General features: G+C 39.6%; 14 protein-coding genes. 11 read left to right on the plus strand and 3 right to left on the minus strand.

Features of this window, described 5'->3' with window-relative positions; translation table 11 throughout:
* Positions 1–46: 46 nt before the first annotated feature.
* From GQR53_RS14610 to GQR53_RS14620, 3 genes are read right to left on the minus strand one after another with little or no spacing between them, the layout of a single operon-like run.
* A complete protein-coding gene (locus GQR53_RS14610) occupies positions 47–667 on the minus strand; it encodes a peptidylprolyl isomerase (RefSeq protein WP_002958906.1) in 621 nt (206 codons plus the stop codon).
* A gap of 2 nt (positions 668–669) precedes the next feature.
* On the minus strand, positions 670–1,230 hold the full coding sequence (locus tag GQR53_RS14615) for a YajG family lipoprotein (RefSeq protein WP_165744317.1): 561 nt from the start codon (positions 1,228–1,230) through the stop codon (positions 670–672).
* Positions 1,231–2,373, minus strand: a complete 1,143-nt coding sequence (locus GQR53_RS14620) for a methyltransferase (RefSeq protein ID WP_165744318.1) — start codon at positions 2,371–2,373, stop codon at positions 1,231–1,233.
* A 42-nt stretch (positions 2,374–2,415) separates the two neighbouring features.
* Between GQR53_RS14620 and GQR53_RS14625 the strand changes: the two genes are divergently transcribed.
* From GQR53_RS14625 to nqrM, 11 genes are all read left to right on the plus strand, one after another.
* The gene (locus GQR53_RS14625) at positions 2,416–3,027 is read left to right on the plus strand and encodes an alpha-ketoglutarate-dependent dioxygenase AlkB (RefSeq protein WP_165744319.1); all 612 of its coding nucleotides are present in this window, start codon (positions 2,416–2,418) and stop codon (positions 3,025–3,027) included.
* 61 nt (positions 3,028–3,088) lie between these two features.
* Positions 3,089–3,400 (plus strand): BolA/IbaG family iron-sulfur metabolism protein, encoded by a 312-nt coding sequence (locus GQR53_RS14630; RefSeq protein WP_024596564.1) that lies wholly within the window; start codon positions 3,089–3,091, stop codon positions 3,398–3,400.
* A 113-nt stretch (positions 3,401–3,513) separates the two neighbouring features.
* Complete coding sequence (gene fabV, locus GQR53_RS14635) at positions 3,514–4,707, plus strand: enoyl-ACP reductase FabV (RefSeq protein WP_138489515.1); 1,194 nt, start codon at positions 3,514–3,516, stop codon at positions 4,705–4,707.
* 629 nt (positions 4,708–5,336) lie between these two features.
* Positions 5,337–6,680 carry a Na(+)-translocating NADH-quinone reductase subunit A gene (locus tag GQR53_RS14640; RefSeq protein WP_024596562.1) on the plus strand — a complete coding sequence of 448 codons (1,344 nt, stop codon included), beginning with the start codon at positions 5,337–5,339 and terminating at the stop codon, positions 6,678–6,680.
* A gap of 4 nt (positions 6,681–6,684) precedes the next feature.
* The gene (locus GQR53_RS14645; protein ID WP_002958899.1) at positions 6,685–7,887 is read left to right on the plus strand and encodes an NADH:ubiquinone reductase (Na(+)-transporting) subunit B; all 1,203 of its coding nucleotides are present in this window, start codon (positions 6,685–6,687) and stop codon (positions 7,885–7,887) included.
* A complete protein-coding gene (locus tag GQR53_RS14650; protein WP_002958898.1) occupies positions 7,880–8,632 on the plus strand; it encodes a Na(+)-translocating NADH-quinone reductase subunit C in 753 nt (250 codons plus the stop codon). Before GQR53_RS14645 ends, GQR53_RS14650 begins: the two co-directional genes overlap by 8 nt.
* Positions 8,632–9,264 (plus strand): NADH:ubiquinone reductase (Na(+)-transporting) subunit D, encoded by a 633-nt coding sequence (locus GQR53_RS14655; protein ID WP_002958897.1) that lies wholly within the window; start codon positions 8,632–8,634, stop codon positions 9,262–9,264. Before GQR53_RS14650 ends, GQR53_RS14655 begins: the two co-directional genes overlap by 1 nt.
* A gap of 10 nt (positions 9,265–9,274) precedes the next feature.
* Positions 9,275–9,883 (plus strand): NADH:ubiquinone reductase (Na(+)-transporting) subunit E, encoded by a 609-nt coding sequence (gene nqrE / locus GQR53_RS14660; RefSeq protein WP_002958896.1) that lies wholly within the window; start codon positions 9,275–9,277, stop codon positions 9,881–9,883.
* 18 nt (positions 9,884–9,901) lie between these two features.
* Positions 9,902–11,131 (plus strand): NADH:ubiquinone reductase (Na(+)-transporting) subunit F, encoded by a 1,230-nt coding sequence (nqrF, locus tag GQR53_RS14665; protein ID WP_165744320.1) that lies wholly within the window; start codon positions 9,902–9,904, stop codon positions 11,129–11,131.
* A gap of 109 nt (positions 11,132–11,240) precedes the next feature.
* Positions 11,241–12,272, plus strand: a complete 1,032-nt coding sequence (locus GQR53_RS14670) for an FAD:protein FMN transferase (protein WP_165744321.1) — start codon at positions 11,241–11,243, stop codon at positions 12,270–12,272.
* 101 nt (positions 12,273–12,373) lie between these two features.
* Positions 12,374–12,586: a (Na+)-NQR maturation NqrM gene (gene nqrM / locus GQR53_RS14675; RefSeq protein ID WP_007376137.1), complete on the plus strand. Its 213-nt coding sequence runs from the start codon at positions 12,374–12,376 to the stop codon at positions 12,584–12,586.
* The last annotated feature ends 394 nt before the right edge of the window (positions 12,587–12,980 follow it).

Here is a 12,980-nt window from a genome sequence, read left to right on the forward strand (position 1 = left end):
GCCTTCATTGGCTTTGATGCAGAGCAGCTAAGCTGCTCTTAAAAAATTATAGTGGGACTTGTTCAAGCACTTTAATGTTTAAGATGACAACAGGTTTTTTAGGTACGAAATCGTAGCCAATTTTTTCATTAAAACCGGTTTCAACAGTCATAATTTTATCAAGCGTGTCGTAACCATCCATTACGCTACCAAATACAGCAAAGCCCCAATCTTTCCCTGGATTTAAGTGATCGTTATTATCCATATTAAAAAAGAATTGGCGAGTTCCTGAGTGCGGTTGTCTATCTTGATAGGCCATAGCAATGCTATACATATCGTTTTTTAAACCGTTACCGCTTTCATTAAAAATAGGGTCATTTTCATGTAGGCCATCATAGTCTTTATCGTAACCGCCACCTTGAATAACAAAGTCGCGATCATTTTCTACATCGCGCTCAATACGGTGAAAAACGCTACCTTGATAACTTTTATCTGACACGTAAGTTAAAAAATTATTGACTGTGATGGGCGCTTTAGAGCGATCCAGCTCAACCACGATGCTACCCATTGACGTTACAATTTCTACGCGTGGAAAAATGTTGTCCTTTTGCACAAAGCGGCCTTCTTGGGCTGCTAAGCTACTTACACTAAAGAATAGGCCTAAGCAGATTAAAAAAAGTCGTTTCATAGTTAACCTTCTAAAAATTCTATTAATTCAGGGTCAGATACAATGCGGGTAATAACTTGCTCAGTCAACTTATTGAGCTGACCTTCTATTTTTGCTTGCTCATGACTAAATGGGCCTTCTAAATTAGCACTACCTCTATACACTTTACTAAAGTTACTTGAGGCGCGAATAACACGCACGCCAAGTTCTATGTGGGCTTCGCTGGTATGGCTCACTAGCTTTTCGGTTACAACAGCTTGCAATGCATGAATATCTACTTCAAAGCGAACAGTTGCTAAGTTAGAAATACTGGCTCCATTGCGGCTAAGGGCGCTGTCTAACACACTTTTAATAGAGCTGGTAATGCCTTGGCTTGCAAAGGTTTTAGTTTTGTCTGACTCAATAAGTTTAAGTGTTGATGTATCGCCACGTAAATCAATTACACTAGTACTTAAGCTACTATTTATAGTGCTAATTTGACCATTTTTATAAACAGGGTTAAGTATTACTTGGCTAGGCTGATTCGCGCAGCCACCAAGTATCAGTAATACACAACACCCAATTATAATGTTTGTTAATTTCATTTATAGCATTCCACTATTTTTTGTTGCACTTAAAACGACAAACTTTTTGTTTGAACCTAACAACTTACAGTTGCCGAACATACGGTTTAATTTATCATGATAATCTAAATGACGATTACCAATAATACGCAGCTCGCCGCCTTCTTTTAAAGTATCTTTTGCTTGTTTAAACATTTGCCAAGCAATATGGTCGGTAACGGCCTGAGCTTGGTGAAATGGAGGGTTACAAAGCACCATATCTACACTGTCTCTTTCAAAGCCTGTTAAACAGTCGTTTTCGATGAACTCGCAGTTATCAAACTTATCGCCTAGGTTAATTTCTACATTTAACCGAGCCGACTCTACTGCCATGTAAGACTCATCAACAAAAGTAACTGATGCATTAGGGCAACGAGCAAGCGTCATTAATCCAACAACTCCGTTACCACAGCCTAAATCAATAATGCTTTTAGCTTTTGGTGTTTCTGGTAAGTAGTTAAAAAAGAAGCGTGCACCAATATCTAACGAATCACGCGAAAACACATTTGCATGGTTTGTTATATTAAACTCAGTACCTTCAAGCTCCCACGTTACAGGGAAATCTGCTGCTTTATATCCGCCTTTAGCTGTACTTAATATAAGACGGGATTTTTTAACTGCTAGGCTAGTTTTTGTTTCACCAATAAATTGCTCAAATGATTTTATTGTTGAGTTGTGAATTTCTTTTGTTTTACCTGCGGCAATTACTGGCGTACCAGGTGCAAGGACTTCACTGAGTTCACTTAACTGAAACTGTAAAAAACCTACATTACGAGGGATTTTAATAAGTACTAAATCAACATCCTGTGGTAATGCAGACAAACTATCTAATTGTGTAAAATCTGCTGTAGGCAGTTTGTTTTCTTGTAAGTTATAAGCCGCAGCTTGGTGGCTAATATAAGAATCGTTAACTGAACAAACCGTTAACTTATTAAAATAACAAGCATGTGCACCAAAGCTATCGTTTAAAATAAGCAATGAGCGACAATCAGGGTGATGTTCGTTAACATAATTGATAAGGTACTCATCTGCCGAATCCCACGCTTGTAAGCTGCGGTTTTTTTGATCCAAAGGAAAGCGTTCAAGAGTAAAGGTTTTATCGCCTAGCTGGGCTTGCGTCGTCATAATGGTTCGTTGATCAGTAATCTAATGTAGGTAAATTCTAACATGCAACGGCAAAACGCCAACCCCCAACAGTTACCAAATGGCTTTTCTTATCAAAGTAGGGCACTTAGTGCACAAAAAAGCCTCGAGCTATTTTATTATTTGCAAAAAAACCTACGTTGGCAGCAACCCGATGTAACTGTTTATGGTAAAACGGGGCCTATTCCACGGCTACAATGCTTCATGAGCGATTTAAATATTGAATACGGCTATTCAAGTAGTAAGCAAATAGTAGAGCCATGGGATGAATTGTTACTTAATATGAGAAGGCGTTTAGAGGCGCACTTAAATCAGCCTCTAAACTCATTACTCGTTAATTATTACCGAGATGGTAATGATACGATGGGCTGGCACAGTGATGATGAAATAGAGCTTGGTGATAAACCAACAATTGTGTGTGTCTCTCTAGGAGCTGATCGGGTTCTAAAGTTAAAGCACAAGACGAGCAATAAAGTAACCGACTTGAAATTACAAAGTGGCAGCTGTTTAATAATGAGCGGACATAGCCAGCGAGATTATCAACATGCAATACCTAAGCAAACAACGCTTGCACATCCTCGAATAAGTTTAACTTACCGATTTATTAAGCACATTAAACAAAAGCAATTTAGTTAGCCAAGCGCTGCGTTAAATTGTTATAGTAAGTGTATAAATTAGCTAATTAAAACGGTCTTTTATGTCAATGCAGCAACAGATCCAAGAAAAAATAAGCAACGCTATTGCGTGTAAACATTTAAACGTAATTAACGAAAGCCATATGCACAGTGCGGGCACTGAATCACACTTTAAAGTAATAGTGGTTAGCGAAGGTTTTACAGGTAAACGTTTATTGCAGCGCCATCGTGAAATTAATGAAATTCTAAAAGATGAATTAGCAAATCATATTCATGCACTCGCAATTCATACATATACACCCGATGAGTATACAGAGCAGGGCGGCGAGGCACCTGATTCACCTAATTGTATGGGCGGCTCTAAATTAGCTTAAATAATTAATAGCGATTTGATTGTTACACTTGTGGTTAACTGATCAGATCAGTGTTTTTAGTATTAGCCTTTAAACTAGCGCTAATTTTTATTGTAAAAGATATAGGATGATCAATGGTCATTAAGCCTAAAATTCGTGGATTTATCTGCACAAACGCACATCCAGCTGGTTGTGCAGAGCATGTTCAAGAACAAATTAACTATGTAAAACAACAAGGCGCATTAAAAAATGCACCAAAAAATGTATTAGTTATTGGCGCATCAACAGGCTACGGCTTGGCTTCGCGCATTACAGCTGCGTTTGGTGGTGGTGCTAAAACATTAGGTATTTTCTTTGAAAAAGAAGGTACAGATCGCAAAACAGGTTCTGCTGGTTGGTACAATACCGCTGCTTTTCAAGATGCAGCAGACGAAGCAGGCCTTTGGTCTAAAAATATTAATGGCGATGCGTTTTCTAACGAAATTAAACAAAAAGCAATCGACACTATTAAGGCAGATTTGGGCAAAGTAGATTGTATTATTTACAGCTTAGCGTCTCCTCGTCGTACAGACCCAAATACGGGCGAAGTTTACTCATCTACGCTTAAGCCAATTGGAAATGCCGTTACTACTAAAAACTTAAATACATCAAAGCGTGAAATTGATGAAATTACTGTTGAAGCTGCAAACCAAGACGATATCGACAACACCATTAAAGTAATGGGCGGTGAAGATTGGGAAATGTGGATTGACGCATTAAAAGAAGCGGATGTATTAGCCGATAACTTTAAAACGACTGCGTACACTTATATTGGTAAAGAGCTAACATGGCCAATATACGGACACGCTACTATTGGTAAGGCTAAAGAAGATTTAGACCGTGCAACCGCTGCTATTAAAGAATCAACAAAAGATTTAAATGGTGAGGCGTATGTTTCATCACTTAATGCTGTGGTAACGCAAGCAAGTTCTGCTATTCCTATTATGCCGCTATATATCTCTGCTTTATTTAAAGTTATGAAAGCAGATGGCACATACGAAGGCACTATTGAGCAAATTCACGCTTTATTTAGTGAAAACTTGTATGGTGAATCACCTCGCTTTGACGACGGTGGACATTTATTCCAAAACTACAAAGAGCTAGAAGACGACGTGCAAGCTCGCGTGCAAGCTGTTTGGGATAAAGTAGATACAAGCAGCATTGATGAGCTAACAGATTATGTTGGTTACCATAATGAGTTTTTACGCTTATTTGGTTTTGGTATAGATAGTGTTGACTACGATCAAGATGTAGATTCAGTTAAGCCAATTGCCAATATGATTGACTAACAGAACTTAGGGCCTGTTTATCTTTCGAGGTTGAATTTGCAGCAGTCTGTTTGGTATTTAGGCAAGGCAGAGCCTATGTAGTGTGGTTATTCCCCATAAATGGGCGATAACGTGGAATAAATGCCAAACATGCGCTGCCCAAAGGGTTCTGCCTAGGGGCTATTTACTCTTTGTTGCTCGGTTTTTACTTAGCCCACTAGGTTACAAACCTCACACCGCGATTAAATAGCCCCTAGATTGAACAAATTTTAATCCTGAAAGGTCAACAGGCCCTAGTTATAAAAAGCCGCTATCGCGGCTTTTTTTGTATTATGCGATTTGTTGAATTTACGATGAAATCAGGAATGATAATTGCTTAGACTACCACTTTGGTCTAGCTTGATTTTTATTTAATTCACTTAACAAAACTAAATAAGTGTTTCTGTCGTATAATTTTCATAAATACACTCGCATAGTCATCTAAAATGATGTTAAAATCTCGACAATATGTGATGAGTTTTACTACGTTGCTTGTTTGATATCTCTAGCAAGCTGCTCTTTTGTACCTTGATATAACTTGGAATAACTCAAATGGCGACGTGGTTGATACGATTTTTCAGTTTCTTTCCTTTAATGTAATGCAAGTGCGTATGATCAACATAAAAAAAGGTCTGGATTTACCCTTAGAGGGCGCGCCACAGCAAGTTATACATGACGGTTCTGCTGTCAAACGTGTAGCTGTGCTTGGCGAAGAGTTTATCGGTATGCGTCCAACCATGCATGTTCGTGTGGATGACCAAGTCAAAAAAGGCCAGGTACTTTTTGAAGATAAAAAGAACCCAGGCGTCCTATTTACTGCTCCAGCTTCTGGTACAGTAAAAGAAATAAATCGTGGTGCTAAACGTGTGCTGCAATCTGTTGTTATTGAAGTAGCAGGCAGTGAGCAAATCACCTTTGACTCTTTCAAAGCAGACGAGCTTCCGAGCTTAGAGCGCGAAAAAGCCAAAGAAGTACTTATCCAGTCTGGTCAGTGGACAGCACTTCGTGTTCGCCCATTCAGCAAAGTAGCGGCTGTGGATGCAAATCCTAGTTCTATTTTTGTGACCGCAATCGACACAAACCCATTAGCTGCAGATCCTGCAGTAATTATTGCAGAAAATGCGCAAGCATTTGAAGCGGGTCTTGCAGTTGTTTCGCGTTTGACTGATGGCAAAGTATTTGTGTGTAAAAAAGCAGGCAGCCAAGTTCCTAGCTCATCTATAGCTCAAGTAGAAGTACATGAGTTTGGTGGTGTGCATCCGGCTGGCCTCGTTGGCACTCATATCCATCATCTTGATGCAGTTTCTGTTAGCAAACAAGTTTGGCATATTGGTTACCAAGACGTTATTGCGTATGGTCACTTATTCCTTACTGGTGAAATTTACACAAATCGTGTTATTTCGCTTGCAGGTCCTCGCGTTAAAAACCCACGTTTAGTGAAAACACAATTAGGTGCTTCATTGGATGATTTAGTGGCTGGTGAGTTAGAAGACGGAGATAACCGCGTTATTTCTGGTTCTGTTCTATCGGGTTCTATTTCAAACGGTGTTCATGCATTCTTAGGTCGTTACCACGTTCAAGTATCTGTTTTACTTGAAGGTCGCGAAAAAGAATTGTTTGGCTGGATTGCACCAGGTAGTGATAAATTCTCTGTAACGCGTACATTCCTTTCTCACCTTGCACCAAGTCGTTTATTTAAAATGACAACGTCAACAGGTGGTTCAAAACGTGCCATGGTACCAATTGGTAGCTACGAGCGCGTAATGCCGTTAGATATTTTGCCTACTCTATTATTACGTGACTTAATTGCACGTGATTTAGACAGTGCAATTTCATTGGGCGCGCTTGAACTTGATGAAGAAGATTTAGCGTTATGTACCTTCGTTTGTCCAGGCAAATACGAGTATGGTTCTATCCTACGCGATTGCTTAACTACGATCGAGAAGGAAGGCTAGAGAGATGGGTTTAAAAAAATATCTAGAAGATATCGAGCCGAATTTTGAAGCCGGTGGTAAATATGAAAAGTTTTATGCACTGTATGAAGCAGCTGCAACTATTTTTTATACACCAGGCTACGTAAATAAAGGCGCGACACACGTACGCGATAACATCGACCTAAAACGTATGATGATTTTAGTGTGGATGGCGACGTTCCCAGCTATGTTTTTTGGTATGTTCAATATCGGTCATCAGGCCGCTGGTGCTTTAGCACAAGGTTTTGAACTAGCAAACACGTGGCAAGTTGGTTTGTTCCAGTTATTCGGTGGTGAGTTAACCGCTGATGCAGGCTGGGGCGCTAAGATGTTCTATGGAGCATGTTTCTTCTTACCTATCTACGCTGTAACATTTGCAGTAGGTGGTTTCTGGGAAGTTATATTTGCTTCAGTGCGTAAGCATGAAATTAACGAAGGTTTCTTCGTTACTTCTGTATTATTCGCACTTATTTTGCCAGCAACTATTCCTTTATGGCAAGTTGCGTTAGGTATTACGTTTGGTGTAGTAATCGCTAAAGAAATCTTTGGTGGTACTGGCCGTAACTTCTTAAACCCTGCTTTAGCCGGTCGTGCATTTTTATTCTTTGCATACCCAGCTCAAATCTCAGGTGACACAGTATGGACAGCAGTAGATTCTTTCTCTGGTGCAACTATGCTAGGCCAAGCATTTGCTGGCACACTTGACTTTGCAAACATGGAATTATGGTGGAATGCGTTTTATGGTTTCATTCAAGGTTCTGTAGGTGAAACATCTACACTTGCATTATTAGTAGGTGGTTTGTTCTTAATTTACGTTCGTATCGCTTCTTGGCGCATCGTACTAGGTGTATTCCTAGGTATGGTAGCAACTGCATTTTTATTAAATGCTGTTGGCTCAGAAACTAACCCTGTATTTGCAATGCCTTGGTATTGGCATTTTGTACTTGGTGGCTTTGCGTTTGGTATGTTCTTTATGGCTACTGACCCTGTATCAGCTGCATTTACTGACAAAGGTAAATTAGCATATGGTCTATTAATTGGCTTTATGGTGGTTATGATACGTGTTGTGAATCCTGCTTTCCCAGAAGGCATGATGCTAGCAATCTTATTTGCTAACTTGTTCGCTCCACTGTTCGATCACTTTGTAGTGCAGGCTAATATTAAGCGGAGGTTGGCACGTAATGTCTAGTAATAACGAATCAATCGGCAAAACGTTATCAGTTGTTGTAGCACTATGTTTAGTGTGTGCAATCATTGTATCGTTTGCTTCTGTACAGCTCCGTCCTTTACAGCAAGCTAATAAAAACAAAGATATTCAAAGCAATATCTTAGCTGCTGCGGGCATCGACAAAGTTGAAAATGTTCTTGAAACATTTGATGCAAAAATCGAAGCGCGCGTTGTAAACATGACTACAGGTGAGTTTGTAGATACAGACCCAACAATCTTTGACTTTGAAAAAAGCAAATATGATGCAGCGCTAAGTGTTTCTCTTCAAGAGAAAGGCGTTAAAGATATTGCTGGTATTCAACGTGTGACTAAAGAGTCACCGGTGTATATCTCTAAAAAAGAAGATGGCTCAGTTGATGCAATCATTCTTCCTATCCAAGGCTACGGCTTATGGGGCTTAATGTACGGTTTTATCTCGCTTGAAAGCGATGGTGAAACAGTTAAGGGCATTATCTTTTACAAGCATAATGAAACCCCAGGTCTTGGTGGCGAAATCCAAAATCCACAGTGGACTGCTACATGGGAAGGTAAAGAACTTCCAATTCAAATTGTTAAAGGTACTGCGGGCAATGATGAGCATAAGATCGATGGTCTTTCAGGTGCTACATTAACGTCTAACGGTGTTGATCATGCAGTTGACTTTTGGACTGGCGAAAATGGCTTTGGCCCTTTCCTTGCGAAAGTACGTAAAGGAGCATTGAAATAATGGCTGATACTAAAGAAATGAAGGCGGTCCTATTTGGTCCGGTTTTAGCTAACAACCCAATCGCACTACAAGTACTTGGTATTTGTTCTGCGCTAGCGGTAACGTCTAGCTTAAAAAATGCGTTAATCATGTCAATTGCATTGACACTTGTAACTGCGTTTTCGAGCTTCTTTATCTCGCTTATTCGTAACCAGATCCCATCATCTGTACGTATCATCGTACAAATGACCATTATCGCATCATTGGTAATCGTTGTTGACCAAGTATTACAGGCATTTTCTTATGCTACTGCAAAAGAGCTTTCTGTATTCGTTGGTCTAATCATTACTAACTGTATCGTAATGGGTCGTGCTGAAGCATACGCGATGAAGTCGCCACCACTTATGTCATTCCTTGACGGTATTGGTAACGGCTTAGGTTACTCTGTAGTACTACTTACTGTTGGTTTCATTCGTGAGCTATTTGGTAAGGGTTCACTATTCGGTGTTGATATTATCCCATTAGTACAAGATGGCGGTTGGTATCAGCCTATGGGTCTATTGATCTTACCACCGAGTGCATTCTTCATCATTGGTTTATTCATATGGGTACTGCGTACTTATAAGAAAGACCAAGTAGAAGCTAAAGCGTAAGGGGCAAATAGTGGAACATTATATTAGTTTATTTGTAAAAGCCGTTTTTATTGAGAACTTAGCGTTGTCATTCTTCTTAGGCATGTGTACTTTTTTAGCGGTATCTAAAAAAGTAACTACATCAATTGGCCTAGGCATAGCGGTTATAGTTGTATTGGGTATTTCTGTACCTGTAAACAACTTGGTTTATCATGCGGTACTTGCACCTGGTTCACTAACTTGGTTAGGTTACCCAGATGCAGATCTTAGCTTTTTACGTTTCTTAACTTTCATTGGTGTTATTGCAGCACTTGTGCAAATTCTTGAAATGGCATTAGATAAGTTTTTCCCTGCACTATACAACGCGTTAGGTATCTTCTTACCACTTATCACAGTTAACTGTGCAATATTTGGTGCGGTATCATTCATGGTTGAGCGTAACTATAACTTCGGCGAGTCTGTTGTTTATGGTATTGGCGCTGGTGTTGGTTGGGCACTTGCAATTACATTACTTGCAGGTATCCGTGAGAAACTGAAATACTCAGACGTACCTGACGGCTTACGTGGTTTAGGTATTACCTTCATCACTGTTGGTTTAATGGGACTTGGCTTTATGTCATTCTCTGGTATTTCACTGTAAAGGTAGCGAGGATAAATCATGGATTATCAGATTTTCTTAGGCGTTGGTGTTTTTATCGCTATCGTTGTACTACTGGTTTTAGTCATCATTGGTGCTAAATCTCAGTTAGTTGCAAGTGGCGATATTATCATCGGCATTAATGGCGACCCAGATAAAGCCATTAAAACATCAGCAGGTAGTAAGCTTTTAGGCGCACTATCTGAGTCAGGTATATTTGTATCATCTGCTTGTGGTGGCGGTGGCTCTTGTGGTCAGTGTCGTGTACACATTAAAGAAGGTGGTGGTGATATTCTGCCAACTGAGCTTGATCACATATCTAAAGGTGAAGCCCGTGAAGGCTGTCGTTTAGCGTGTCAGGTAAATGTTAAAAATGACTTGGAAATTGAACTTGAAGAGTCAATTTTCGGTGTTAAGAAGTGGGATTGTGAAGTTATCTCTAATGATAACAAAGCAACGTTCATCAAAGAACTTAAGCTACAAATTCCAGATGGCGAGTCAGTGCCGTTTCGTGCGGGTGGTTACATCCAAATCGAAGCTCCACCTCACCATGTTAAATATGCAGATTTCGATGTTCCTGAAGAGTATCGTGGCGACTGGAACCATTTTGGTTTCTTCGATCTGGAGTCAAAAGTAGACGAAGAAACAATTCGTGCTTACTCGATGGCTAACTACCCAGAAGAAGAAGGCATCATTATGCTTAACGTGCGTATTGCTGCTCCACCTCCAAGAAACCTTAGCTTGCCATGTGGTAAAATGTCTTCGTACATTTGGTCACTTAAAGAAGGCGATAAGGTAACTATTTCGGGTCCATTTGGTGAGTTCTTTGCTAAAGACACTGATGCAGAAATGGTATTTGTTGGTGGTGGTGCTGGTATGGCGCCAATGCGTTCTCATATCTTTGACCAACTTAAACGTTTGAACTCAAAACGTAAGATGAGCTTTTGGTATGGTGCACGTTCTGAGCGTGAAATGTTCTACGTAGAAGATTTTGACGGCCTAGCCGCTGAAAACCCTAACTTCGTATGGCATACAGCACTTTCAGATCCACAGCCTGAAGATAACTGGGAAGGCTATACTGGCTTTATCCATAACGTGTTATTTGAGAACTATCTTAAAGATCACGAAGCGCCTGAAGATTGTGAGTACTACATGTGTGGTCCTCCAATGATGAATGCGGCAGTTATCACTATGCTTAAAGATTTAGGTGTTGAAGACGAGAATATCTTACTAGATGACTTCGGTGGCTAACACTAATACCAAAACAGTTTAGTTTTGGTTAAAATACCAGCCTCGTAGCACTTGTGTTACGAGGCTTTTTTTATTCTTTAATTTTATCAATCTATTAAGTAGAGCTGTTATGAATCGAGTAAGTACTTCACAGGGCATAATGGCCTTTTTACTAATTACACTGACTTTATTATTGTCCGGGTGTGGTGAAAAGCCAGAGTTAAAAGAAACCTTTTTAGAAGGTAAGACTATGGGTACCACTTATCATATTAAATATTATGATGAGCAAGCTCAGCTATCGGCTTCACAAGTACAGCTGCAAATAGACGCTGTTTTAAAAGATGTAAACCAATCTATGTCTACTTACATAGAAGACTCTGAAATAAATACATTTAACAGATTACCTGCAAATCAAGTTATGCCAATTAGCGAAGATTTTAGGGCTGTTATAAGCGAGTCTATTCGCTTGGGTGAATCGACTAAAACACTCGACGTAACAATGGGGCCTTTAATTGATTTATGGGGCTTTGGGCCTGATAAAAAACCAACTAATCGCCCAAGTGATGAAGCACTTGCTGCAATGATTGAAAAAATTGGTGTAGATAAACTTAATCTTACAGAGCAGGGGCTAGCTAAAACTGTTGATGAATTGGAGCTTTCTTTTTCGGCAACAGCTAAGGGCTATGGTATTGATAAAGTTGCCCAGTTATTAGAAAGCCACGATATTACTAATTACATGGTTGAGATTGGTGGTGAGCTGCGTATAGCGGGTGAAAAGCCAAATAATCAGGATTGGAAAATCGCGATTGAGCAACCTGATGCACAACCTGGAGAGCGTAAGGTACACCGTGTTTTATCACCAGGTACAAGCGGTATAGCTACATCGGGTGATTACCGTATTTTTTATAAAATGGATGGCGAAATCTATACTCATTTAATTGATCCAGCAACAGGTATGCCTATTAAGCACGACTTAGTGTCGGTAACTGTGCTTCACCCAAGCGCTATGACAGCAGATGGTTTAGCGACGGCACTTACTGTGATGGGGATGCAAAAAGCGCAAGCTTATGCTGAGCAACATGATTTACCGGTTTATTTAATAGGTAAATCAAAAGAGGGTTTAGTTACCTACTCAAGCCCAGCATTTAAGCCTTATTTATAGTATGATGGTGGCTTGTTTATTTCCGAGTTATTTGGGTATATAATAGCAGTCGCTCAAAAATATTTGAGTTTAATTTATTGCTGATCAATAGGGGCTAAGCAATGTCACTTTTTCTTCTTACTTTTGGCTTACTAATTTTGATAGTTTCGGCTATGGCCGTTGGTATGATCGTGCAAAAAAAATCTATGGCAAGCAGCTGTGGTGGTTTAGGTTCGGTTGGTATTGATAAAGCCTGTGATTGCGATGATCCATGTGATAAACGCAAAAACCGTTTAGCAAAAGAGCAAGCCTGGAAAGAAAACCAAATTATTTAAGCCTGTCTTAAATATTAAAAAGCGCTTTATAGCGCTTTTTTTGTGCCTGTAAAACGCCTTCGCATCATAGCTTCCAAAGCAATCCAATCTAAATGTATTAGACAAAGGTATATAGTTTAGTTTTTTTCACCTATTAGGTTTATTTTTCTCGTTTGTCAAATTGGAGCTAACACTCTAAAGTTTAACCATAGACAAAGAGCAAGGCTCTCGTCATAAGCTTGAGGCATAAGTTAGCCTCGCTTAAAAGAATCTTTATATTGTGTGTGAAGATGTTGTCAGTGTGAAAGGCAACTCAAGTTTGGTGGTGACTGAGTTTGAGTTGTTTTTATTCCCTACAATTGCCACGCAGTGTAAACCAAAAATCTTTATATTGTGTGTGAAGATGTTGTCAGTG

The organism is Pseudoalteromonas sp. Z9A6 (genome assembly GCF_011378805.1).
GTDB classification, from domain to species: domain Bacteria; phylum Pseudomonadota; class Gammaproteobacteria; order Enterobacterales; family Alteromonadaceae; genus Pseudoalteromonas; species Pseudoalteromonas distincta.